Annotated in this window: 21 protein-coding genes; 6 read left to right on the top strand and 15 right to left on the bottom strand. The window is 59.1% G+C overall.

Annotated features, from left to right (window positions below; translation table 11 throughout):
- Positions 1-171: 171 nt before the first annotated feature.
- The 6 genes from NT137_04275 to NT137_04250 all read right to left on the bottom strand — a co-directional run bounded on the left by NT137_04275 (position 172) and on the right by NT137_04250 (position 4367).
- Entirely contained in the window at positions 172-801 is a 630-nt protein-coding gene (locus tag NT137_04275; protein ID MCX6652555.1) for a radical SAM protein, read from the bottom strand.
- Positions 798-1484 carry a 7-cyano-7-deazaguanine synthase QueC gene (queC, locus tag NT137_04270; GenBank protein ID MCX6652554.1) on the bottom strand — a complete coding sequence of 229 codons (687 nt, stop codon included), beginning with the start codon at positions 1482-1484 and terminating at the stop codon, positions 798-800. Before queC ends, NT137_04275 begins: the two co-directional genes overlap by 4 nt.
- Before the next feature lie 4 nt (positions 1485-1488).
- Positions 1489-1962 carry a 6-pyruvoyl tetrahydropterin synthase family protein gene (locus NT137_04265; GenBank protein ID MCX6652553.1) on the bottom strand — a complete coding sequence of 158 codons (474 nt, stop codon included), beginning with the start codon at positions 1960-1962 and terminating at the stop codon, positions 1489-1491.
- Positions 1963-1987: 25 nt separating this feature from the next.
- Positions 1988-2752, bottom strand: coding sequence for a methanogenesis marker protein Mmp4/MtxX (mtxX, locus tag NT137_04260; GenBank protein MCX6652552.1), 765 nt, complete (start codon positions 2750-2752; stop codon positions 1988-1990).
- A gap of 65 nt (positions 2753-2817) precedes the next feature.
- The gene (gene dph2, locus NT137_04255; GenBank protein MCX6652551.1) at positions 2818-3804 is read right to left on the bottom strand and encodes a diphthamide biosynthesis enzyme Dph2; all 987 of its coding nucleotides are present in this window, start codon (positions 3802-3804) and stop codon (positions 2818-2820) included.
- A 44-nt stretch (positions 3805-3848) separates the two neighbouring features.
- Positions 3849-4367 carry a 50S ribosomal protein L16 gene (locus tag NT137_04250; GenBank protein MCX6652550.1) on the bottom strand — a complete coding sequence of 173 codons (519 nt, stop codon included), beginning with the start codon at positions 4365-4367 and terminating at the stop codon, positions 3849-3851.
- Positions 4368-4604: 237 nt separating this feature from the next.
- On the opposite strand from NT137_04250, the gene NT137_04245 reads away from it, so the two are divergent.
- The 3 genes from NT137_04245 to serS are packed head-to-tail and all read left to right on the top strand — an operon-like array spanning position 4605 to position 6490.
- On the top strand, positions 4605-4955 hold the full coding sequence (locus NT137_04245) for a hypothetical protein (protein MCX6652549.1): 351 nt from the start codon (positions 4605-4607) through the stop codon (positions 4953-4955).
- Positions 4927-5214, top strand: a complete 288-nt coding sequence (locus NT137_04240; protein ID MCX6652548.1) for a YhbY family RNA-binding protein — start codon at positions 4927-4929, stop codon at positions 5212-5214. The genes NT137_04245 and NT137_04240 overlap by 29 nt, the downstream gene beginning before the upstream one ends.
- Before the next feature lie 13 nt (positions 5215-5227).
- A complete protein-coding gene (gene serS / locus NT137_04235; protein ID MCX6652547.1) occupies positions 5228-6490 on the top strand; it encodes a serine--tRNA ligase in 1263 nt (420 codons plus the stop codon).
- A gap of 10 nt (positions 6491-6500) precedes the next feature.
- Here serS and NT137_04230 read toward each other — a convergent pair whose 3' ends face one another.
- The 4 genes from NT137_04230 to NT137_04215 form a co-directional block, all read right to left on the bottom strand.
- A complete protein-coding gene (locus tag NT137_04230; protein ID MCX6652546.1) occupies positions 6501-7709 on the bottom strand; it encodes a cation:proton antiporter in 1209 nt (402 codons plus the stop codon).
- Positions 7710-7783: 74 nt separating this feature from the next.
- Positions 7784-9118: a mechanosensitive ion channel gene (locus NT137_04225; protein ID MCX6652545.1), complete on the bottom strand. Its 1335-nt coding sequence runs from the start codon at positions 9116-9118 to the stop codon at positions 7784-7786.
- Between the two features lie 80 nt (positions 9119-9198).
- Positions 9199-13401 (bottom strand): lamin tail domain-containing protein, encoded by a 4203-nt coding sequence (locus NT137_04220; protein ID MCX6652544.1) that lies wholly within the window; start codon positions 13399-13401, stop codon positions 9199-9201.
- A gap of 190 nt (positions 13402-13591) precedes the next feature.
- Positions 13592-14350 (bottom strand): hypothetical protein, encoded by a 759-nt coding sequence (locus NT137_04215; protein ID MCX6652543.1) that lies wholly within the window; start codon positions 14348-14350, stop codon positions 13592-13594.
- A 77-nt stretch (positions 14351-14427) separates the two neighbouring features.
- On the opposite strand from NT137_04215, the gene NT137_04210 reads away from it, so the two are divergent.
- Genes NT137_04210 through NT137_04200 form a run of 3 tightly spaced genes read left to right on the top strand, consistent with a single transcriptional unit; the run spans position 14428 to position 17350 of the window.
- Positions 14428-15978 (top strand): radical SAM protein, encoded by a 1551-nt coding sequence (locus NT137_04210; GenBank protein MCX6652542.1) that lies wholly within the window; start codon positions 14428-14430, stop codon positions 15976-15978.
- On the top strand, positions 15975-16166 hold the full coding sequence (locus tag NT137_04205) for a 4Fe-4S binding protein (protein ID MCX6652541.1): 192 nt from the start codon (positions 15975-15977) through the stop codon (positions 16164-16166). Before NT137_04210 ends, NT137_04205 begins: the two co-directional genes overlap by 4 nt.
- Positions 16163-17350, top strand: a complete 1188-nt coding sequence (locus NT137_04200; GenBank protein ID MCX6652540.1) for an NAD(P)/FAD-dependent oxidoreductase — start codon at positions 16163-16165, stop codon at positions 17348-17350. Before NT137_04205 ends, NT137_04200 begins: the two co-directional genes overlap by 4 nt.
- Positions 17351-17425: 75 nt before the next feature.
- Here the strand turns inward: NT137_04200 and mvk are convergent, their stop codons facing one another.
- From mvk to NT137_04175, 5 genes are all read right to left on the bottom strand, one after another.
- The gene (gene mvk, locus NT137_04195; protein MCX6652539.1) at positions 17426-18355 is read right to left on the bottom strand and encodes a mevalonate kinase; all 930 of its coding nucleotides are present in this window, start codon (positions 18353-18355) and stop codon (positions 17426-17428) included.
- 66 nt (positions 18356-18421) lie between these two features.
- Complete coding sequence (locus tag NT137_04190; protein MCX6652538.1) at positions 18422-18970, bottom strand: hypothetical protein; 549 nt, start codon at positions 18968-18970, stop codon at positions 18422-18424.
- A 70-nt stretch (positions 18971-19040) separates the two neighbouring features.
- The gene (rnc, locus tag NT137_04185) at positions 19041-19814 is read right to left on the bottom strand and encodes a ribonuclease III (GenBank protein ID MCX6652537.1); all 774 of its coding nucleotides are present in this window, start codon (positions 19812-19814) and stop codon (positions 19041-19043) included.
- 5 nt (positions 19815-19819) lie between these two features.
- Positions 19820-21364 carry a succinate dehydrogenase/fumarate reductase iron-sulfur subunit gene (locus NT137_04180; GenBank protein MCX6652536.1) on the bottom strand — a complete coding sequence of 515 codons (1545 nt, stop codon included), beginning with the start codon at positions 21362-21364 and terminating at the stop codon, positions 19820-19822.
- Positions 21361-23064 (bottom strand): FAD-binding protein, encoded by a 1704-nt coding sequence (locus tag NT137_04175; GenBank protein MCX6652535.1) that lies wholly within the window; start codon positions 23062-23064, stop codon positions 21361-21363. The genes NT137_04180 and NT137_04175 overlap by 4 nt, the downstream gene beginning before the upstream one ends.
- Between the last annotated feature and the right edge of the window lie 290 nt (positions 23065-23354).

Raw genomic sequence — 23354 nt, 5'->3', positions numbered from 1 at the left:
CGAACCGAGGGACTCTACAACAATGAGATTGGAAGCAAGCGCAAAAGCAGGTCCTGGTTACGAATGTTTCCACTCATTGCTAGGCCTCAATCGGCTGCTTCACGAATTAACGAATCCTTATATAAAATCATTGTCAGGATGTGCCGGGGCGCGTCGTAGCACGGGTCCAGTTCACACTCCTGGCTCTTCGCCCCATATGAGCTTATGCAGTTGTGGCAATACCCTGGCATTTATCTTTCTGGCAAGCACGAACTGAGCGATCGGCTCCAGGTCCATTCCGCCCACAGGGGTGAAGATGACGTTGCAGTTGACCGTGTTGGTCTTGAGGATATTCTCCGCGTAACTGAGGTCGTTCATGTCCGCCACGATGAACTTGAGCTGGTCGGCGGGCGAGAGCAGCTCGATATTGCTGAATAGCATGCGCTCCTCCATGCTCGAGGACGGACACTTGATGTCCATGGAGATGAGCATGTTCTCCGCGCACGGGACGTCGTCCAGAGGCAGGGATCCATTCGTTTCCAATGTGACCTGGTAGAGCCTCTCCACCAAGAGATTGAGCAGCCTGATGGTGTCCTTCTGCAAAAGGGGCTCGCCGCCGGTCACGCAGATGAAAGGCGTGTCCAGCTCCTTTATTCGAAGCATGATCTGCTCCACGGACATGTCCTCGCCCCCTTCCCTCGCATACTTGGTGTCGCACCAGTCGCAGTCGAGGTTGCAGCCAACCGTGCGCACGAACGTCGTCGGGGTGCCTATGAGCACCCCCTCCCCCTGCAAGGAACGGAAGATCTCCTTGATTTTCATCTTGATCCCTCGTACTCGATCTCATCCGCATGACCAGCTTCTTTGAACCCTTTCAATCGAAGGAGGCAGGAGTCACATTGGCCGCAGGCCTTCGCTCCTCCTCTGTAACATGACCAGGTAAGGTCAAGAGGGGCCTCGAGCTCCTTTCCCAAGCGAACGATCTCCGCCTTGCTCTTGCGCAGCAGCGGAGCGATCACCCGCACGGGATTTCCTTCCACACCGCGCCTGGTGCCGACCTCAAGCACCTTCTCGAACGCCTGAAAGAACTCCGGCCGGCAGTCGGGATAGCCACTGTAGTCCAGCGCGTTAGCGCCGATGTAGATGCGGTCGGCCTCGACGCTCTCGCACAGACCGGCGGCCACGCTCAGAAAGATGATGTTCCGGGCCGGGACGTAGGTTGGGGGGATGTCACCGCCTATGTCCCGGACGTCTCTTCCCAGGGGCACTTCCACCTCCGTCGACGTCAGCGCGTTGGTGCGATAGGCAGATAGGTCCATGTCCACCACCACGTGCTGCTTCAGGCGATAGTGGGCGACTACCTGCTTCGCTGCCTCCAGTTCGCGGAAATGCCTCTGGCCATAACGGTAACTTACGGGCACGACCTCCTCTCCTAGCGCCAATGCATAGGCCAAGGTGACCGTTGAGTCCAATCCCCCCGACAGAAGAACGACCGCCTTTGCCAAGGAATCACCTCAGCTTGCTAGAAGCGAAGGCGCTCTGACCCAGCTCCTCATAGACCCCGATCTCCACTTCCTTCACGTTCGGGGGGAAGGTCATGCGCTGCAACAGCATCTCCAGAATGACCCGCGCCATCTCCTCCGTGCTCGATTCCTCCGCATCGATGATCACCACGTCCTCCGCCGGGAAGATGTAGCGCTTGCCTTGGGTGGTGGCCTCCACCTCTTCGCCCAACTTGAGCTTCAGATGGGGACAGTTGCCTGGGAGGATGACGCGATGATCGAACTCTTCGGCGATGGCCCGCAAGGTCTGCTTGACGATGAGGAAATCCACCACCATGCCCCTCTCACCCTTCTCGCCGTGGAGCACCAGCCTGATGCTGTAGGAATGCCCGTGCAACCGGCCGCACTTGCTATGCCCTGGGATCATGTGGGACGCAGAGAACTTGATCCCCGCCTCCCGGCCGTCGATCTCCAATCTCATCGACCGATGCACAACCTCGGCCTTATTATATCTTTTTGCTGCCCACCAGTGCGGAGGCGAGAGCTATGGAATCGATGTAGCTGGTCTTCGCTCGCGAGGTGTCCACGAACACCTTGTCGATGTTCAGCACCACCGCCCCCAGCGCTCGGCCTTCGCCCAAGAAGTGCAAGGTGCGGAAGATGAGGTTGCCGGAGATCCCGTCCGGCGCGATGATCATGTTGCAGTCCTTGGCTGCATCCTCTATCAATATCTCGGCGTGCCTGGCAGATATTCCAATGGCATTGGCCTTGGACGCCACCTCCTCCCCCTCGGCCAGGCTCCGGTCCACCACTGCGCTTCGTCCCTGGTCGCCTTTGCGGCCTCCGGAGAGGACCCCGACCTTGGGTTCCACGCCCATCTGCCTCATCAACTTCGCCCCCAATGTCACGAGCTCCAGCTTCTGCTCAACGCTGTTGCCCTCGTCCACTCCCACTGGGGCAAAGAAGAACACCTTCCCCACGCGGGGCTGCAGGATCGCCATGCGCAGGACGTGGTCCACTGAGAACTCGCGTTTGATCGCCCTCATGACCGCGTTGGAGTCGAGGCTTCCACGTACCGCTGCGTCCAGTTCACCGCTCTTCAACGCCTTGATCAGCTCGTCCGGATCGCGGTAGACCTTCACTTTGCCGTAGTCGGCAGCGTTGGCTATCGAGGCGCTGGCCTCCACCTTCTCCACATCCTCCACGGCGCCTATGCCGATACGCCGATCATGACTCCTTGCCTTCGTCAGGATGGCCTCGGGACTGAGCATCAGAGAAATGAACGCGCTCGCGACTCTTATGACTGTCGCAAGGCTACCCGGACGACGGTCCTGCATCAGACAGAGATGCTGTCGAAAACGTAGTCCTCCCACTTTCTTTCGCCGAGGACGATCTCCAGCTCCTTGGGAGTGAGGATGGGTTGCTTATAACGCATATAGTCGTCAATCGCCAGGCGCGGGCAGGCGGTGGAGACGAAGGCGTCCAGGCCATAGCCGGCAAGACGATCGGGGTCGATGTTGTTCGCCACCAGGATCACCGCCTTCTTGCCCTTCGAATCAAGCTTGGCTCGCAGCTCCTGCGCCAACGCCAGACGCTTCTGTCCCGGCTTGGAGGAGACCAGGATGCCATACGATCGGGCTTCCGCCGCTCGAACGATGGCCCCGTGCCTCTGCCGCAGGGTGCGGTCCTTCAGTTCGTCCACGTCCCGGATCTGGCGTATGAAAGGGTCCAGGACGATCACGGGTTTTCCTGTTCCCAGGGAGACGGCCAGAGGATGGAAGTCCCCGCTTCCGATGTAGAGATAGCAGTCCACTCTCTCTGCCAGAGAGGATGCAGCGCTCACGTTGCACCCCAGCACCTGTCCGGGATGCTTGATCCGTCCATCTCCACGTCCTACGAACACTTGCTTTCCCTCTCTCTCCAGCGCGGCTCTGACCGTTTCCAGCTTGTCGATGTGCTGGGCTGTGGTCACCAATCCCACGCGGTCGCAAAGCCTCTTCGCCGCCTCCGGGACGAGCTCCAGCACGTGGTAATCGGCCGTCACCTCAACGAACAGCACGCCTTCGTCGGTCTGGAGAGAGGGCATCTCCGAATGTCCGAAATGCACTAGGGCGTCCGAATACTCCTTGTATTGCAGGTTCACATCGCACGCTCCGTAGCAGGGATCGGCGAGCACCAAGTATCTCGCTCCGGTCGACTTCTCCAGCTCCTCCACCATCGCCCGGACTTGGGCGATCAGCCCCTCGGGCAGCTGCAATGCCACTAGCCTGGCTTTGCGCCGGAGGACGAAAGAGGCCACATCGGCCAAATGAAAGTCGTACATGAACGGCAAGAAGAGGAGATGAGCGGGTTAAATGGTTTGCTGCTTCAGACCAGGAGCTCTTTTCCCTTCTCCACCTGCACGTAGCAGGGGGTGGGGAGCTTGATGGCGGCGGACCACATGGCCTCCTTGGCCGCTGGCGCTGCGCTCACTGGTACCCGAACCGTGATGATCGGCTGGCCGGAATGCACCCGGGCCGCGGTGCCGACCGCCTTGCCGAATGCCGCCCTCATGCCGCTGGAGATACGGTCAGCGCCTGCGCCGGTAGCAAGCTTGTTCTCGCGTAGCACGTTGTGCGGATAGATACGAATCTTGAGATAGAAGTTGTTCGCCCCCGCTTTCTTGGTCAGCAAGCGGTTGGCCGTGACACGGGCCGCTTCCAATGCGGTGTGACGGATCTGACACGTCTCCTTGACGCGGAGGGTGAACTCGATCGGGAAATCTCCGTTGGGGTTCCCGAGGTCGAACTGGTTAATGCGTAAGGCAGGGACGCCTCCCATGTACTCTCTGCGGGTATAGGCCTGTCCCCTGATCTGCGTGTACATCCTTGCTGGCTTCCTTGCCATGTGACATCACCGAAATGAATCCACTAAGGGGTGCCTACATTAGGATTGCGGTATATAACAATGATGGCCTGACGGAGTGTGGAACTCGATCGAAAATACAGACTTCCAGCATCGATCGGAACGAGGCTTCGGGGCGGCTCTCGGTCTCCGAACCTGAGGTCTCTCCATACCGGGCAAGGTATTATATCAATCAGCGTTTACAGAAGCCCCGGACCGCTTGGAAATGAGGATGAGGCAGTGAGCAGACGGAGGATCACGAACCGGGAGGTTAGGGATGTGGCGGAGGAGCGCATCGAGACCCTCCTGCGCATGTCGGAAGCGGAGGCCGTGGGGGGCAACCTGGAAAGGAGCCGCCGCTACTTCGGCATGGCTAGGAACATCAGCATGCGCACGAACACCCCCTTGCCCAGGGGTTTCCTGTACTGTCGTCACTGCCTGACGCCCCTCGTCCCCGGCCGGAACTGCCGGGTCAGATTGCGGTCACGACGGGTGGTGACGCACTGCCTCGCTTGCGAGGGCTTCCGCCGCCACCCTTACATCAAGGAGAGGAGGAAGGAACATGGAAACCAAGAGCAAAAAGGAACTTAAGGGAATGGGCACGGAGCTCGCGCCCACCATCCACGTCGGAAAAGGCGGCTTGACCGAGGGTTTGGTGGAAGAGGTCAAGAACCAGATCAAGAAGAACAAGCTGGTGAAGGTCAGGGTGCTCGCCTCCTCTTCCCAGGAAAAGAAGGATCTTGCACAGGAGTTGGCGGATAGAGCGGGCGTCAGCCTGATCGAGTTGCGCGGCAACACGGTCCTGCTCTGCGACGAAAAACTCTATGCCGCCAAAGGCGATTCAACCTGACCGAGGTCGGGATATGCTAGACATCGATCTCATCCGCGAGGACCCGGACCGCATCCGCGCCATGCTGCGCAACCGCAACTATCCAGAGGATGCTTTGGACTCTTTCCTGAGCGTCGACTCGGAGTGGAGGAAGCTGGTGGAGGAAGGAAACCAACTGAGACGCCTCCGCAACACCGTGTCCGAGCAGATACCCAAGCTCAAGGACGCGGAGAAGCAGAAGAAGATCAAGGAGATGAAGGGGGTCGCCTCCCGCATCGCCGAGATCGAGAAGCGCGTGGCCGAACTCGAGGCCTCCAGGAGCGAAATCATTCTCAACCTGCCCAACCTTCCGCACGAGAGCGTGCCCATCGGCGCCAGTCCAGCCGATAATGTCTTGGTCCGCACCGGGGGCGAGCCGAGGAAGTTCGATTTCAAACCCAGAGACCACATCCAGCTGGGCGAAGAGCTGGACATCATCGATTTCAAGCGGGGAGCGAAGGTGGCAGGAAGCGGGTTCTATGTGCTCAAGGGAGACGGAGCGCGCCTGGAGAGGGCCATGATCAACTTCTTCCTGGACCTGCACAGGCACCAAGGCTATACTGAGGTCTTCCCTCCCATAGTGGTCAATCGCGCCGCGGTCGTCGGCACCGGGCAGTATCCAAAACTCAAGGATGACATGTATTGGTGCGAGCGGGACGACCTTTGGCTCAATCCAACGGCCGAGGTGCCCGTGACCAACCTTCTACAGGACGAGATATTGAATAAGGACCAGTTGCCTATCCTCTACACCGCCTACCTGCCCTCCTTCCGCCGCGAGGCCGGCAGGAGCGCGGAGATGAAGGGCATCATCCGGGTGCACGAGTTCAACAAGGTCGAGCTGGTGAAGTTCGTGCTGCCCGAAGATTCGTCCAATGAACTGGAAACGCTGCTCTGCGACGCCGAGGACACCATACGATACCTCGACCTGCCCTACCGAGTGCTGCTGCTATGCACGGGGGATATGGGCTTCGCGAGCGCTAAGACCTATGATATTGAGACGCATGCTCCTGGCAGCGACCAGTGGCTCGAATGCTCGTCATGCAGCAGCTTCACGGATTTCCAGGCCAGGAGGGCGCGCATCAAGTACCGACCCGAGGCGCACCTGAAGAGCGAGTTCGTCCACACTCTGAACGGTTCCGGGGTAGCGCTGCCGCGCACCATGGTGGCCGTCTTGGAGAACAATCAGAACGAAGATGGATCGGTCAGCATTCCAGAGGTGTTGCGACCTTACTTGCAGGGACAAGAGACTATTGAGTAGAGGGCTCGGCTCAGCCTTCTATCTTTTCCCCTGTCCTGCTTCTTGGAACGCCCTTCAGAGCCCACTTGAAGAACGTGGGAGTGAACAGGGCGGTGGCCACGCCCATGAAGATTACCACCGAATAGAGGTCTTGACCAATGATGCCTTTCTGCAGCCCATAGAGCGCGATGATCAACGCCACCTCCAGCCGCGGGACCATCCCCAATCCGACGGCCAGCGACTCGCGGCGGGACATACCGAAAGCTCGTGCGGGGATGCCACATCCCACGACCTTGGTCAGAGCGGCGACCGCGGTCAGCACGAGCGCGAAGAGCAAGAGCGTGCTCAGCCCCGAGACGTCGAACAGGGCACCCAGGGAAATGAAGAAGACTGGAACGAGGATGACGCTCAGATACTCGGTACCTTGCTGGAACTCCCTTCTGATCGGAAAGGACGAGAAGACGGCACCAGCGACGAAAGCACCCACGATGGCGGAGATGCCGATGACCTCGGCGATGTAGGCGTACGACAAGGCAAGGGCGAAGGCCAGCATGAAGCCGGTGTGCTTGATGCCCCTGGCCTTGCCCTCCTCCTCCGCCTTGGTGATTATCCGGCAGAAGACCCTGGTGCCCACGAAGATGGCCGCCGCGATGAAGACCACCGCCGCCACGATCAAATATAGGATGTGCCCGGCATCGATGCCTCCGCTCGCGAAACCACCTGCGATGCCCAGGACGATCATACCCAGAATGTCATCCACCACCGCCGCCCCCAGGATGGCGCAGCCCACGTCGTGGTCGATCATCCTCAGTTCCAGCAGCACGCTGGCGGTGACGGAGACGCTGGTGGCCACTAAGGTTGCCCCGATAAATATGCCCTGGGCCACGGTGGCACCCGGAAGCATGACGATCGCGACCAGATAACCTGCCCCCCAAGGCACCAAGACCCCGCCCAATGCAATGGCCGCGTTCCGCTTGGTGTAGATGCGGCTTAGATTAGCCTCAAGGCCGATGAGGAAAAGGAGCACTATCGCGCCTAGCTGCGCGAACACTGAGATCATGGCTGGATCGATGAGCTTGATTCCGAAGAGGGTCCCAACAACGCTCGGTCCGATTATGATCCCGATGATGATCTCTCCGATGACCAGGGGCTGCCCAATGCGGATGATCAAGAAATGGCTTAGCACGGCGATAAGCAGGAGAAAAGTCATCTGGAACCAGATCGCCGCCTCCTGAGCCATGGGAACCTCTGGCTACATGACTTCAAGGAGAATTAAGTATTACCTCGGATGCAGGGAAAACCTCAGGCGAGACATCACTTCTCGCCACCGAGACCTCTCAAACCCGCGGCCTCGAAGGCGTCCTGTATGTTGATGATGAGGTCGGACCGGACCCGCTTGGTCCTCATGGAATCCTTGACATAGACGATGACCTCGTAGGATATCTTATCGCCCCGGAACTCCCGTGCGAAGATCTCGGGCTTAGGTTCCTTCATCAGCCCTTCCTCCCGGGTCACTGCCTTGGCAATGATGTCCTCCACAACGCTGTGCGATATCGATGACGGCAGCTCCAGTCTGACCGATAGCCCATGCGATCCGGAACGACTGAAGTTCAGAATCGTTCCGCTGATTATCTGGCTGTTGGGCACCTCCACCGTCTCCCCGTCCTCGGTGCGGACTCGAGTGAACACCAGGTTCTTCTCCACCACTTCACAGACCAGGTCCTTGCCCAGCTTCACCCGGTCGCCGATATCGAAGGGGTCGCTGTTCATCAACGCCAGCCCAGACACGATATTGCGGATGGTGGTGTAGGACATGGCGATGCCCAATGACACGAACAAGAGCGTGACGATGACGAGGAGGAAGCCCACCGACTCCAGTCCCGCCATGGAGAACAACATGAAGACGGCCGTGAAGAAAGCGATGATATATAACACATACCTCACCAGGTCGTTGAACAGGTCTATGACCTGGGGGTTGAACTTCTTGGTTCGGAACTTGTAGTCCTCGAAGATCGCCCCCACCAGCTTCACCACTGCGAATATGGCGAGCACGAGGATGATGGTGGAGCCGATCTTGGTCACGTTGCTGTCCAGGAAGTCGCGCAACCCCTTCAAAGGCTCCAGATTCGGCACGAACGAGATGAGCACCAGGAGGATGAGGCCGGCGGCGGTCACATAGACCACGTAGCTTAGGAGCAGGGAGGTGAACTCGATGGCGCTCCCGTGTAGAGCGTGAACGTCCTTCTTGGTCATTCGGGCCCTGCGCGATACCCGACGAAGCACCCGGACGATGAGCATGGCCACCAGGAGGACGATACTGATGAAGACTATGTCCAGCAAGTAGCCGAGGTATTTGTCCCAGACCTCGGTTCTGAATTCCTGCCATACCTGGGCAGTGACGAACAGGGCCACGAACACCAGGATGATAACGAGGACCACCTTCACCATGCGACCCAGGTAGGTGATCACCTCGTCGTCCGTGTAGTCCGACTCCTTGACCTTGAGCTGCTCCAGGTTCTTGGACAGATAAGACCAGAGATAGAGGGATATGACCAGCAAGATGAGGAATAGCAGGATCGCCCAGCCGTAGTCTGCCAGCCACGTGGACGAATCAGCGGCCACGGGTAGGGACTGCTCCAATGATGCCACGCCTGTCGTATTTGCTCAGAGTATTAAATCATTTACCAAGCACCAGCACACTCGAGGGATGGAAATGATCGGCAGGCAGGTCACATGCCCCTCACCTCGATCGCGTTCCCCTGGTTCTGCCCGTTGGCATGCAGTGAAGCCCACAACACCCAGCAGTCCACCAGTTTGTCCGCATCTGTGTTGAAGAGCGTGCTCAGGTAGCGCCCATCGATGCCCTCGAATAAGACCCCGAAGACCACGCTCCAGTTCTGAGGTCCGTGCCTAGGAGGGATGAATGCAGCAAGGTTCACCTGGATCTGCCCGCCGAAGCTGAACTTGACCCCATCGCCAATCGAACCTAGGATGCGGGGAAGCCCCGCCTGACCGTAGGCTCCAAACCGAATGTACACATCATCCAGCAACTCGTCCAGAGAGTGCGCCTTCGGCATCGCGGCAGCCGGGTTGGCGAAACCGCATAGGGCAGAACGGACCGCGTCGGCGATCCATTGCAGCCCCTCCCTCACGAAGTCACCCGTGACCAAGAGGCTGAGACGCAGGGAACCGCTGAAGCTCTGAGTGCAGTCCTGCAGCTTAAGTTCCAAGAACAGGCCCATCTCCACCACCGCATCGGCCAGAATGTCGATCACCGTGTCCAGCACTTCCTTGATCACGCCGGTGATCAGACTGGCAAGCGAATCCAGGCTGAATGCGTTGGCACTGGCGAAGCGGCCGAAAGCTCGCAGGGCTGCCTCCCCCAGAGCATGCATCATCACATCGCGGTCGTTCATCACCACCGTCTGGAAGTGGTTCCTGCTGCCCCGGGTCCCATCCTTGAACGTCCAGCTCTCCGCTCCGTCGGTCTTCCTCTGCCAGGTGCGACCATCGCCGTAGTAGTCGGTGAGGAACTGAGTGGAATCGACCTTGGTGCCAGAGGCATCCCGGAGCACCACAGATTCACCCAGCGGGGCGTCGTGCTCACCTCCGTTGTCCAGCATCAATTTCGGGAACACGTGCACCAGATAGCCCCGCGGAGGAATGACCTCGTCCTCGATGGCATCCACTTCCTGCGAGCCGTGCGAGGTCTCCAGATACCAGCCGGAGACCTCCACGTCCATGGCAGATGGATTGTAGAGCTCGACCCATTCCCTTCCAGCATCGGCACCCTGAGGATTGAGCTCCACCTCGTTTATGACCACGTGGTCATTGATCGGACGGTTGTATTTGAGCTCGAAGCCAGCGTCGATGGAACCCGTGAGGCCGGGAATGGGAAGGGGGATGCGGGACAGGAAAGCACCGATGCCTGGCACGTCCGCCAGGGAGAACCGCAGGACATCGTACTGCACGATCTTGGGCATGCAGAGCTCGATCACGAAGCTGGGGAAAGACCCGACCAGCTCGAAGAGGTGGTCGCAAACGATCATGAGCGGATCGAACGTGCCCTTGGCCACCCAACCATCTCCCAACATGGTGCTGTTGAAGACGATGTCCGTGCCTTTCTTGTAGATGCTGGCTACACGCATGGTCAGGCTTAGCTTGGTGCCACCCAAGTCCACGGTACCTGTCAAACGAAGATAGTCTCGGCTCCGGCCATAGGGGATGTCGTTAACATCCGTCTCCAAGAGGAACTGGATGCCAAGCAGGCTGAAGGACACCTTGATCTTGCCCACCGTGTCGGTGACCGTCCGACCCAGCCATTCGGCGAAGGAGGAGAAACCGCTTTCCAGGATGTCCTTGATCCCTTGGACCACCTGCGTCACCAGGTCCGACAACCACTGAACCGCCTGCATCGCGTAGGAGAGTACGGTCGACACCACATCCTGGAGGAAGGAGAAGATGGAGTTGATCCCATCCCAGGCCCATTGGAGCGCACCCACGATGCCATCCCATATGGCCTGGAAGACCTGTTCCATCTGCTTGAGGGCGGTCATCGTGGGCCGGTAGTCCACTCCGTCCAAGGGCCACCCGCTGCTGGTGCAGAGCCCGAAACGGAAATCGAATGGCACGTTGGCGCTTGCCTGAGGTGAGCCACCGGCAATGGACGAGAGCTCGCCAGAACAGCCAAGCGTCAGTTGGAGCTGCCCTCTGACCGCCACCTCGAACTGACTCTGGAAGGGGCAGAGGGTGAGGTTGTTCAGGTCGGTGACACGACGGTTGGGGTAGTCCTCCGCCTCACGGGCGTACTGGAATGGGTACTTGATGCTCACTTCGAGCAGCCCATCCCCCGTCGTCCAAGGCATTTGCACTTGGGGCAGCAGTTCTTCCTTGGCCACCACCTCGTTCTCCAGGCGCAAAGGCAGAGGCCCGAGGCCGTGCAGCGCTATCGTCACCTTATCACCGCGTAGGCGGCTGCCTTGTTCCAGGTCGTCGATCATCCGCATGGCAAGACGTCGCACCACTTCCCCCGCTCCGGGCACCATGCCTATCGCGCCCAAGGCCAGGCGCACCACGGCATCGTTGAGGGAGAATCCATGACCATCTATGGTCACGTTGCTGAAGACGGCATCGAACAGTTGAATGCGCCCCTCCACTCTCCGATAGAAGGCCTCCATGGCCGTTTCTCTGATCCCCCAGGATGTGTCCAGCACCATGTCCCAAGCGATGCTTTGGCCGGCTGCCTTCAGCGCCTCCGGCCCGAACCCCTCTCCTGCCAGGGAGTCGTTGGCCAGCTGGTATGCCATCTTTGAAAGCGCCCAATTGACCGAACGGTTGGCCTGGAATATCTCCATCCAGCGGGAGGAAACGAACGTGACGAAGGCGAGCGCCATGCCGTCGTGCAGTCGCTGGGCGTGGGATGCCTTGGCCACGGCTAGATCCAGCCAACCATTCCCTGCGCTCAGCGCACCTTCAAGCGCCTCATCCAGCTCAGAAAGGAAACATTCCTGGTCCATGGGATCGAGCCTGAGCCCCACTTGCTCCAGGTCCAGGTTCTCTGCCACGCCCATGGCAACGCTCTTGACGAATTGCTCCAGCGCCTCCCCCATCTCGAAGGTGCTGGCCTTGTAGTCAACGTAGAACGAACGCCATTCCGGCGAGGAGATAAGGTCGAGGGATGGGAAATCCAGTTCCTGGAGCCCCTCTAGCTCAAACAACACGGTCTCTCCGTCGTCGTTCAGTACGGAGATGGTGCGGTGAGGTATCTCAATGAGAAAATCCGGGGAACCACAGTTGAGGTAACGATACTCGCTCTCGGGAACACCAGCGGCGTCCAAGCGCTTTCGCATCCAATCCAAGGCGAGCTCATTCGTCGGGTCGCCCCCGAACAGCGCGCTGAGCACGTTCGATATCGTAAGCTGGACGCTTTCCACTGCCCCTTCCAGGAAGCGCCCCAGGTCCATCACGTGCAGGTAGTCCAACCACCTGAGCACCAAGCCATCGGCGGCGGCGAACAAGCTCTGCGCGACAACGGTCCTCGTGTCCAACTGGTCCTCCCCAAGAAGGGAAAGGAAGAGGTCGGCCGGGTCCAGTTGACCACGAGATGCGAGCGTCCGCTCCGCCAGCTGCAGCGCCTCCTCGGAGGAGGCCATTCCTGCTAGTATGGAAAATGTGTTGGAGAGATCGTAGTTGCGGAAGAGTCGCACCTCCTCCAGCACCACGGCCAGGTTGACAGCGTTCTCTACGTCCTGTTCTGTCAGGAGAGCAGTGGGAGAGCAAAGGCCAAATCGGTCCAAACGAGCCAGCGCCCGCTTCTGTACCAGGGCAGAGAGCTCGTATCGCACGATGTTCTCGAAGTGGTTCTTGTCGCCGCTGACGGCAGAGGCGAACGCCTCCAAGCGGTTCTGCAGCAGGGGCACTGGCAGGTACAGACGACTGTCCATGTCCTCCGTCTTCAACAAGTATCCGTTCCCGCAGGATACGTTGAAAGTGACGTTGCCGGTGACCGTCAAGTAGGAGGGTATCGTGACATTGGTCAGCTGAGCGGTCCCGCCTCCGCTCTGCCCCCATTGGGTCACCTCGCCAGCGCTCAGACGGAGGAACGATAAGGCGACGGAGTTCCGCTGCACGTCCAAAGAGAAAGAGGAAGAATGCCTGGGATAATCCACCCGCAGTCGTTCGTCCCAACTTGCCTCGAAAAGCGAACCCAACGTGCTCTCGTTCGCCAAGGGATTGCTCTGGACCGTGCGCAGGGCTTCCGCGTACGCTTTCCTTTCCAGGACCATTCGCTCTTCCTCCGCCATTCGGAGCATGCCTTCGAGGTAGGCGTCCAAATCCCGCGAACTCTGCTCGTGATCCTCGATGCTCGAAAGAACAGCCACGCTGGCCCCCGCGAGCACCATGATGAGCACGGCGGCAAGGGCGAAGGACATCTGACCGAGTCGGCTGCGATCTGCCCCACTGAGAAAGGTTCCACGCCTGGTAAAGAAGGAAATGCGCCTCATGAGTGGGGCGAGAGGCTCCGCTTCTTAAAGCGTCACAAGCTAACTGCAGCCTTCATCGAACAGTATGGCAGGAGGCAAGCCTATGAAAAGAGGATACACGAAGGATGACGATGAAGCGTCAGGCCTTCCGCTCTTCCTCTTTCTCTAGCCTCTCCACCGACATGCGGATGAAATTCTCCAGGTGGGAAGAGATGAAGGGGTTGTCAGAATAGCCACAAAGTGATAGGTCGGGAGAAGCTATCATGGCTGTGCGTCCATCGCTTATGACGTCCGTCGCCAGGAGGTCTTTTCTCCGGTGGACGCGGGTGCTTTCCGGCATCTTGACCGAAGGCTCGGCGATGATCACCACCTCCACCCCCCGCTTGACCGCGTCCCGGAAGCGTTGCGCATGCTCATTCCTGATCTCCGCCATCACCGGAGTGGAGATGATGAAACTGCGGGTGGCTGAATCGAGCATCTCCCCGATCTTAGAAAGCACACCCTTCCTTCCAGATATCGTGTAGACGAGTTGAGGCGTGCCCCTCTCGCTCAGCATTCCTTGGATCATGTGCAACTTATCGAACGTGTCCTTGATCTCTTCGAGAACGGACTCCCTTGTCTCCTCGATCGGAATGGCGTGGAATATCGCCGGCCTTCCCTCGGTGAGCGTCACGAACCTCTTCTCCTTGAGCGACTGGAGCGCTTTGTACGCCGAGGTCCTCGGTATTCTTGCCAGCTCCGCAATCTCCTCCGCCGTGGCGTGGTTCTTGGCGATGAGCGCCACGTAGGCCTTGGATTCGTAGTCGGATAGACCTATCTTGCTTAGGATCGCTGCGATTTTATTGTATTCTTCCCCGATCGAATCGAGGTCCAGACTGAGAACATCGATGAGATTCATTCTATCATTTGTAGCGCCTATAGCTACAATAGTATTAAATCTTCACTGGTTTTACCAACGTCCAAGGTGTCACAAAGATGATCGCGAAAGAGAGCGGTCTCCAGAAAGGGCTCCCCAAGAAGACGGGGTCTCTCTGTCCAGAGTGCAAGAAGATCATCATCGCCTCGCTCTATGAGAGGGATGGCAAGGTGATGATCGAGAAGAGCTGCCCGGAGCATGGTAAGACCACGGACGTCTACTGGTCCGACGTCGAGATGTACCTGAAGGCGGAGAACTTCGCTTATGACGGTATAGGGGTAGAGAACCCGGCCATCCCCAACGCCAAGGTCTGCCCGAACGAATGTGGGTTATGCCAATTGCATCTGTCCCATACCGCCCTGGCCAACGTCGACCTCACCAATCGCTGTAACCTCAAGTGCCCCATCTGTTTTGCCAACGCGAACGCCGCCGGCTACGTCTACGAGCCGAGTTACGAACAAGTTGCGAAAATGCTCACCATGCTGCGCGAGGAACGCCCGGTCCCGACCCCGGCGGTGCAGTTCTCTGGCGGTGAGCCGACCATCTACCCCCGCTTCGTGGACGTCATCAAGAAGGCGAAGGAGCTAGGCTTCTCCCAGATCCAGGCCGCCAGCAACGGCATCCGTTTCGCCAAGGAGCCAGAATTCCTGAGAGAGGCGGTGGACGCAGGCTTGAACACCATCTACCTGCAGTTCGACGGTCTGACCGATGATATCTACATGGCCTCGCGCGGCGCACCCCTCGTGGAAACGAAGAAGAAGGTCATCGAGAACGTGCGCAAGCTCCAGAAGAAGCCCTCCATCGTGCTCGTGCCGACCATCGTCAAAGGCATCAACGACGATCAGGTGGGCGAGATATTCCGCTATGCCGTGGAGAACATAGATGTCATCAGAGGCATCAACTATCAGCCGGTGGCATTCACGGGCCGCATCGACCAGGATGAGAGGGCCAAGCAGCGCTATACCCTTCCCGACCTGGTGAAGGACCTGGAGAAGCAGACCGGCAAGGTGACCAAAGCGGACTTTTACCCTGTGCCGTCGGTAGTGCCAGTGTCCACCTTGATCTCGGCACTATTAGGAGAGTCGAAGGTCACTTTCACCACCCACCCGCACTGCGGCTTGGCCACGTACCTTTTCGTCCAGGACCAGGACCACATCATTCCGCTCACAAGGTTCGTGGACGTGGAACCTCTCTTCAAGGAGCTCTACGCCCTCTCGCTGAAAGCGGACAAGGCCAAGGTCAAATTCCCCCAGAAAGTTAAGGCATTCAACATCCTGAAGAAGTACGTCGACAAAGACAAAGCTCCGGAAGGACTGGATTTGGTCAAGTTCCTGCAGATGATGAATACCGTGCTCGGTGATTCGTCGAAGAAGAGCTTGTCGGAGTTCTCCTGGAACATGATGTTCGTAGGGGGTATGCATTTCCAGGATGGCTACAACTACGATATCGAGCGGGTCAAGAGGTGTGCCATCCATTACACCACGCCGGACAACCGCATCATCCCCTTCTGCGCCTACAACAGCGGCCCGACGTACCGCACGGAGATCGAGAAGAAGTTTTCCGTGCCATTGGAGGAGTGGCGCAAGACCAGAGGGGCGGAATATACATGAGCGAGGCGACCTGGGCGAAGGTCAACAATGAGAAGTGCATGCATTGTGGGGCTTGCGTCGGTTCCTGCCCCCAGAACGCCATCTACTTGGCCGAGGTGCTGCTGGCATTCAGCGACGCCTGCAACCGCTGCGGCCGCTGCGTCAAGCTGTGCCCCGTGGGCGCTATTAGGATGGAGGGAAAGAAATGAAGTTCGACTACGACGTCATCGTGGTCGGCGCCGGACCGGCAGGTAGCGTCACCGCTCTGCACGCGGCCAAGAAGGGCGCCAAGGTGCTCCTAATCGAGAAGCGCCAGGAGATTGGCGCGTCCCTTCGTTGCGCAGAAGGCATCTCTCGCGAAGGGTTGGAGAAGGCCAAGCTCAAGATCGACAGGAGCTGGATCTCGACGGAGATCGCAGGTGCGAAGATCGTTTCCCCCAACGGCAACGTCTTCCGCCTGGACGAAAGGAACGCCGGCAACGAGGTCGGGCTGGTGCTCAACCGGCACTTGTTCGACAAGGCTCTGGCGGCGGATGCGGCCCGGGCGGGCGCGGAGATCATGCTCAAGACCGCTGCCACCGGCCTGATCAAGGATGAAGGCAAGGTGCGCGGCATCGTGGGCACGAGCTTCGGCGAGCCAATCAAGATCACCGCCAAGTGCGTGGTCGGTGCCGATGGCTACGAATCGCAAGTGGGACGATGGGGCGGCCTCAATACGACCATCAAGCCTTCGGACATCACCTCCTGCTTCCAGTACCGAATGACCAACCTGAAGGCCGAGCCGGACTTCTGTGAGTTCCTCATCGGATCGGTGGCTCCGGGTGGCTACGCTTGGATCTTCCCCAAAGGAGGGGATACGGCGAACGTTGGACTGGGCGTCCTTGGCTCCAGGCTCAAGCACCCGGGAGAGGTCAAGGCATATCTGGACAAGTTCATCAAGAAGGATGAGAGGCTACGATGCGGACAGCCGTTGGAGGCAGTGGCCGCAGCCGTTTCCGTCTCACCACCGGTGGAGAAGGCGATAGCGGACGGACTGCTTCTGGTCGGAGATGCGGCCAGGGTCATAGACCCCATCACTGGAGGGGGCATCGCCAACGGGACTATCCAGGCGGTGTTCGCCGGCGAGGTCCTCGGGGATTGCGCTCAAGCTGGAGACTTCAGTGAGGCCGCCTTGCAGAAGTATGAGAAGCTGTGGCGGGACCAGCTGGAGAACAAGCTCTGGCGCAATTGGATGGCCAAGGAGAAGCTCATCACCCTTTCCGACAAGACGCTGGACGAGGTCGTGAAGGTGCTCTCGGAGTGCGACATCAAGTCGATGTCCGTATACAACCTCCTGGCGGCGCTTAAGGGGAAGCTTCCCGACCTGGTCAAGGAGTTCGAGGAGTTAATCTGAGCTCCTCTATTCCCCCTTTTCCTGCGATTCCCTTTCGCCCTTTCCGCCACTCAAGATTCCAGCGGACGCAGTGGCTCAATGCTCGATGCGCACTCCATCCTCCCCGATGGCGACCTCGTACGGGATGCCGCCTTTGAGGCGGATGGCCTCGCTCACTTGCTTCGGGCGGTCTGTCAACGCAATCATGCTTCCCCCTCCCCCCGCGCCGGTCAACTTGGCGCCATAGGAATCAGGCAGAGCGGCCGATACCAATCTGTCAAGCTCCGGGGAGGAGACGCCTAGGATGGCCAGCAGGCGATGGTCCTTGGTCATGAGCTCACCCAGTCCCACCGCATCGCCTCGTCTCAGCCTGGTAATCCCTTCCCTCGTCAGCTGCCCTATCTCCTGGATGATATCCCTAGCGAAGACGGTGCGGTCGTGGTAACGCTTAACCTTCGCCACCAGCGGACCGGTGGATGCACGGATCCCGGTGAACCCTATGACGAACGTGAGCCGGGGAACGTCGCAATGATGAACGTACCACTCCCGCGAATCCTTCTGGATGCGCCAGAGCAAGTTCTCACCAGGAGCGTTGTCGATCAGAACGCCTCGCCCATGCACGCTGGTCGAAGTGTCCACCGGACTGGCCCGGCCCTGGACCGCCAGCTCCACTTCGAAGGCCTTCCTGGCCACATCCTCCCCTGAGAACGACCCTCTGCGGGAGAGAAGTAGCGCTAGCAGGGAGGTGCTCACCGCAGCGGAAGATCCCAGACCTGAACCCGAGGGAATCTCAGAGGCGGTGGTCAAGGCCAAGGGGCCCTCATGACCCGAAAGGCGTATGGCGTGGTGGACGTAGGAATGAGATATCTCCGAAAGCGGCGCCCCGTTCAGCGTCGATGAGGTCGCGGGTTCCATGCGACACCTCAACCTCAGATTCACGGCCACGGCTATGGCTGGCTGCCCAAAGACCACGGCGTGCTCTCCCAGCAGAATCATCTTACCCGGCGCCGAGGAGGTTTGGCTCAAGTGAGTGTCCACCTGATGGAGGAATGAACGGGAAGTGGTTTCAGTTTTGCGTTGATCGCCGGAAGCTTAGAGCTCGAACTCGGCCAAGGCCTCTTCGACCGCCTGGTTCGGGGACTTGCCCTGGAGATCCTTGCGGGGCGTGTTCCAGTACTTATCCTGGAAATCGTCCAAGGCCTTCTCCAGCTTCTCCTCGTCATCGAATTTACGGCCATGCGCCTGCATGAATTCATCCTGGAACGTCTTGAGGATGTCCACGCCATACTTCTTGTTGACCAGGGTGACCGCCAGGTAGTCGTCGATGTTCTCCGCCACCACTGCGCTCATGTCCTCTGGTAGGATATCCATCACCATGTCCAGCACCGCATTGGAGACGGTGAGGAACATCATCTCGCGCTTGTTCTGTTCCGGCGCGATCTGCTCATTGACGGCCTGGCTCAAGGTCTCGAACCAAAGGTCGTAGAGAGCGAATGACCGTTGGGAGTTGCCCGACAGGAAATCCGGCTCCGCGCAGCAACTCTCATCATGCTCGTGTTCCGCCTCGCAGCAAGCCTCAGCCTCTTTCTTCTTCGCTGTCTTGCCCTTGCCCGCCTTGGTCTTGGACTTCTTCTCGGCCATTTCCGAACCTCCGTGCCACATCACCCGAAGACGATGCGCTGGTCAGAATGGTGGAGAGCCTCCCTCGTATTTAAATGGACCAGTTTTGCTGGCCTGGAGAGCTGGACGGAGGGCTATGTTGCCGCATCTTCTCCAGCGCATCGGCCGAAGCCCGCCTCTCCGCCGCTTTCTTCGTCTTCCCCGTGCCCTCGCCTTTGATCACCCCACCCACCGAGACCGTGCACCGAAAGACCTTCTGATGTTCGGGTCCTTGCGCTTCATGGGTGAATACTGGTGGATCAAGGTCGAGCTTGCAGCAGACCTCATCGAGCGTGCTCCGAGAGAGGAAATCCTCAGGCATGATCCCTATCTTGCCATCCTTCAGCACCAGCCTGGTCACCAGCTTGGCGGCGGGGTTCATCCCTCCGTCCAAATAGACGGCGCACATGATCGCTTCCACCGCATCCGCCAAGACGCTCTCGGATATCCCGTTCCCTCTGAGGCCCTGTCCCAGCCTTATCAGGTTCCTCAGGCCCAACTCCTCTCCAATCCTCGCCAGGCTCTCTTCGTCGGCAATCCAACCCAGAGCTTTGCTCAGCTCGCCCTCATCGTCGTTTGGCCGATTCTGGAAGAGCCATTCGCACACCGTGACCTCGATTACCCGGTCGCCGAAGAATTCCAGGCGTTCGTAGGACTTGCCCTTCTTGGTCTCTCCCACATAAGAGGAGTGGGTCAACGCCTGCCGGAGAAGCTCCCTGCGCCCGAAACTGTAGCCCAGGCGTCCCTGCAGCTCATCCAGGCCTCGCTCGAAGAACACCCGCTCCGCCTCCAAGTCGACCCTCTTCTTTGCGTTCGCGCTTCCCATTTCTCTCACTCCAGCGCCGCTGAGACGATGTCCACGAGGTCGCGCACCCTCCAGGCAGGATATCCTCCCGCCTTGATGCTGTCCTCCAGGTTCTGCTCGCACCAGGGACAGCACGAGACCACTTCGTCCGCCCTGGTAGCCTGGACCATCCTCAACCTGGTGGAACCGATGGTGGTCGACAGCGAGGGACGAGCGGTCTTCACTCCCCCTCCAGAGCCACAACAGGCACTGTTCTCCCGATTGCGTTCCATCTCCACCAGCTTAATGCCTGGAACGGAGGTCAGGACGAAACGCGGGGCTTCGTACACTCCTCCAGCACGGCCAAGATGACAAGGGTCGTGGTAGGTGATCGTGCATTGATTGACTTCGGCCTCCTTGAGCTTGATCCCCCCTTCCTTCAGCGCTCTCTCTATGACCTCGGAGATATGGAGGACCTCGAACCCCAGCTCCCCGAAATGATCGCGATAGTCCTCCTTCCAGGCCTTGTAGCAGCCGGCGCAGGTGACCACCACCCTCTTCGCCCCCGCTTTCCTCATTGCCTCGATGTTGGCCTTGGCCATCTCCTCGAAGAGGGCTGTCTCCCCGACCCTCAGAAGGGGCGACGAACAGCACCTCTCCTCCTTGCTCAGATAGCCCACGTCCTCACCCAGGTGCTTGAGTATCTTCACCGTCCCCACCGCCAAGTTCTGCTTGAGCAGAGAGGGAGAGCAGCCAGCGAAGAACATGGTCTCGCCTTTCTCCGGTAGGTCCAAGGGCCTCGCCCAACGCGCCCTCTGTGCTCGCGGTGCCATCCACGGGTTCCAATAGTTGCGGATGGAGGCGATGGCCACTTTGTGCGGAGGAAGCGGGGCCAGCCCCTTTTTGATGGCCATGGCGCGCAGCTTCTCGATGGCCTTCTCCGGCACGCGGATCTCCTGCGGGCACACCGCCCAGCAGTTCTTGCAGGTGGTGCAGTTGTAGACGCCTTCCACCAAAGCCATGCTCGTGCGGTCCAGTATATCCCGCTTGTCCAGTGAGAGCTCGGCCAGCTTACGCATGCCCATCGGGCCAAGGTACTCGTCGGAGATCTCGTTCACCACCGGGCAGATGGCCACGCAGGACCAGCATTCGATGCAGGAGCGGAGGGGTTTGAGCTCCTCTATCTCCTCCGCCTTCACCACCTCCGGCCTGGAGGGTCTGGAGGGCCGTTCCACATACGGTCTGGCGGCCTCGAACCGGCTGTAACCTCGCTCCATATCCGTGACCAGGTCCTTGATGACCGGGAAGATCCGTAGAGGCTCCACCACCACTTCCTTGCCATCGATTGGCACCTCGGTCTTGCATGCCGGCCCTGGTCGTCCGTTGACCGTCAACGTGCAGGAACCGCACTGACTGGCACGGCACATGTAGCGATAGGAGAGCGAGCCATCGAGGTGCTCGTGAATGTAATTGAGCGCGTCCAGGATGCGCATCTTTGGCACGTACGGGACATCATAGTTATCGTAATGGGGCTCCTCGTCCACCGCCGGGTCAAAGCGGAAGACTCTGAACCGGATGACCTGGTCGTTCATTCCTCTCTGGCCTCCTCTGGACGCATACTCTCTGCCTGGATGGGAGTGGAGAAGACCTTCATACCTCCGTCTTCTCCTTTGATCAGGTTAAGGTTGACGAACCAATTCTGGTCGTCCCGGCGCGGATGATCGGAACGGAAGTGCGCCCCTCGGCTCTCCTTTCTCGTCAGGGCCGACAGGATGATGGCCTCGGCCACCACCAGCATGTGCCCGAGAGCGATGGCGTCATACCACTCGGGATTGTAGCGCTTGCCTCCTGAGACCCCTACCTCTTGAGCCTTCCTTTGCATGGAACGGATTTCTTCCAGCGCCTGCGCTAGGTCCTTCTCGTTGCGGACTATGCCAACAAGGTCCCACATCATGCGTCGGATGTTCTGCCGCAGGGCTTGGGGCCTCTCACCCGAACGGAACATGGAATCCAGTCGCTCTGCCTCCCCCATGACCTCACCAGGGTCGATGTGGACCATGCCGATCTGTTTGGCGTACTGCGCCGCATAGAGACCAGCGCGCGCACCGAAGACCTGCGTTTCCGCGAGCGCGTTTCCTCCCAGGCGGTTGCCACCGTGCACTCCCCCCTCCACCTCGCCTGCCAGGTATAGACCTGCGACGGTAGTTGAGCGGTTGTCCTCCGGCCTAATCTTGACCCCACCCATGAAATGATGCGCTGTAGGCGCGACCTCCATAGGCGCCTTGGTGATGTCCAGGTCAGCAAAGGTCTGGAACTGCTTGACCATGCGCGGGAGCTTCCTTCGCACGGTCTCTGGGTCTTTGTGCGTGATGTCCAGGTAGACGCCCCCCCTTTCCGTCCCTCGGCCGGCCTGGATCTCAGAGTAGATCGCCCTGGCGACCACGTCGCGGGGCGAGAGCTCCATCTGGACCGGACTGTATCGCCCCATGAATCTCTCCCCCAGAGAGTTCTTGAGCAGTCCGCCCTCCCCTCTAACTGCCTCAGTCACAAGGATGCCCCTTACCGCATCGGGATAGACCATGCCCGTGGGATGGAACTGTACTTGCTCCATGTCCATGAGTTCGGCTCCTATGTCATAGGCCATGGCGTATCCGTCCCCGTTCGCCTCGTCAGGATTGGAGGTCACCTTGTACAGGCTCCCCGCTCCGCCAGAGGACAACACGATCGCTTTGGAGCGGAACAGCAGGTATTCGCCGGAGCTCATCTCGATGCCAAAGGCTCCGGAACAGCGCGTCTCATCTCGGAACAACCGGGTGATCATGAATTCGTCCATGTGCCGGATATGTCTGCGGCGGACCTCCTCCACCAGGGACATTATCATCTCGTGACCGGTCTCGTCTCCGACGTAGCAGGTGCGAGGGTGGCTTTGCCCTCCGAACGACCGCTGCGCGATCCCACCCTCGGGGGTTCGGTCGAACACCGCCCCGAACTCCTCTAGGTCGTAGACGCGATCGGCGATCTGCTCCACCAGGATCTTCACCAGACGCTGGTCGTTGAGGAATGCACCCTCCACCACCGTATCCCGGAAATGCGATTCCACCGAATCCTCCGGGTCGCGGTTGCCCAATGCCGCGTTCACCCCTCCCTCGGCCATGGTGGTGTGAGCCTTGCCTAGCACCGAACGGGCAACGATCAGAACGCGAGCATTCTGCCTGGCTGCTTCGATCGCCGCGCGGAGCCCTGCTCCACCGCCCCCTATCACGAGGACGTCCGTCTCAATGGTCCGGGTCATCTTCCGACCTCAGTCCTTCTCTCCGCAGGCGCTGGTGTCAGTAAATAACTTCTCCTGCAAGCATCGCCTGGGGCAGACGAAGGCTCTGCGAACAATGAGGGTAGGAAGCGAACGGAACTGCCTGTCATACCGACCTTTATATATAGGTAGAAGATATCACAAATCATTCCTTAAGCCGTCTTGAGGCGGACTGGGGAATATAATACCATAGGTAGAATATAATGTACGGAAAACCCAGAAGTGGTGGTTACGGTAGGCGCGACGACAGACCGCGAGAGATGTGCGATGTG

The sequence above is a fragment of the Methanomassiliicoccales archaeon genome, assembly GCA_026394375.1.
Taxonomy (GTDB): domain Archaea; phylum Thermoplasmatota; class Thermoplasmata; order Methanomassiliicoccales; family UBA472; genus JAJRAL01.
This window is presented reverse-complemented; position numbering and strand designations above follow the sequence as displayed.

Bases quoted from the DNA above. Each gene is read 5' to 3' on its own strand.
- NT137_04275 (MCX6652555.1), bottom strand. From the start codon at position 801: ATGAAAATCAAGGAGATCTTCCGTTCCTTGCAGGGGGAGGGGGTGCTC.
- NT137_04265 (MCX6652553.1), bottom strand. From the start codon at position 1,962: ATGAGATTGGAGATCGACGGCCGGGAGGCGGGGATCAAGTTCTCTGCG.
- mtxX (MCX6652552.1), bottom strand. From the start codon at position 2,752: ATGCTCAGTCCCGAGGCCATCCTGACGAAGGCAAGGAGTCATGATCGG.
- dph2 (MCX6652551.1), bottom strand. From the start codon at position 3,804: ATGTACGACTTTCATTTGGCCGATGTGGCCTCTTTCGTCCTCCGGCGC.
- NT137_04250 (MCX6652550.1), bottom strand. From the start codon at position 4,367: ATGGCAAGGAAGCCAGCAAGGATGTACACGCAGATCAGGGGACAGGCC.
- NT137_04240 (MCX6652548.1), top strand. From the start codon at position 4,927: ATGGAAACCAAGAGCAAAAAGGAACTTAAGGGAATGGGCACGGAGCTC.
- serS (MCX6652547.1), top strand. From the start codon at position 5,228: ATGCTAGACATCGATCTCATCCGCGAGGACCCGGACCGCATCCGCGCC.
- NT137_04230 (MCX6652546.1), bottom strand. From the start codon at position 7,709: ATGGCTCAGGAGGCGGCGATCTGGTTCCAGATGACTTTTCTCCTGCTT.
- NT137_04220 (MCX6652544.1), bottom strand. From the start codon at position 13,401: ATGTCCTTCGCCCTTGCCGCCGTGCTCATCATGGTGCTCGCGGGGGCC.
- NT137_04215 (MCX6652543.1), bottom strand. From the start codon at position 14,350: ATGAATCTCATCGATGTTCTCAGTCTGGACCTCGATTCGATCGGGGAA.
- NT137_04210 (MCX6652542.1), top strand. From the start codon at position 14,428: ATGATCGCGAAAGAGAGCGGTCTCCAGAAAGGGCTCCCCAAGAAGACG.
- NT137_04205 (MCX6652541.1), top strand. From the start codon at position 15,975: ATGAGCGAGGCGACCTGGGCGAAGGTCAACAATGAGAAGTGCATGCAT.
- NT137_04200 (MCX6652540.1), top strand. From the start codon at position 16,163: ATGAAGTTCGACTACGACGTCATCGTGGTCGGCGCCGGACCGGCAGGT.
- NT137_04190 (MCX6652538.1), bottom strand. From the start codon at position 18,970: ATGGCCGAGAAGAAGTCCAAGACCAAGGCGGGCAAGGGCAAGACAGCG.
- rnc (MCX6652537.1), bottom strand. From the start codon at position 19,814: ATGGGAAGCGCGAACGCAAAGAAGAGGGTCGACTTGGAGGCGGAGCGG.
- NT137_04180 (MCX6652536.1), bottom strand. From the start codon at position 21,364: ATGAACGACCAGGTCATCCGGTTCAGAGTCTTCCGCTTTGACCCGGCG.
- NT137_04175 (MCX6652535.1), bottom strand. From the start codon at position 23,064: ATGACCCGGACCATTGAGACGGACGTCCTCGTGATAGGGGGCGGTGGA.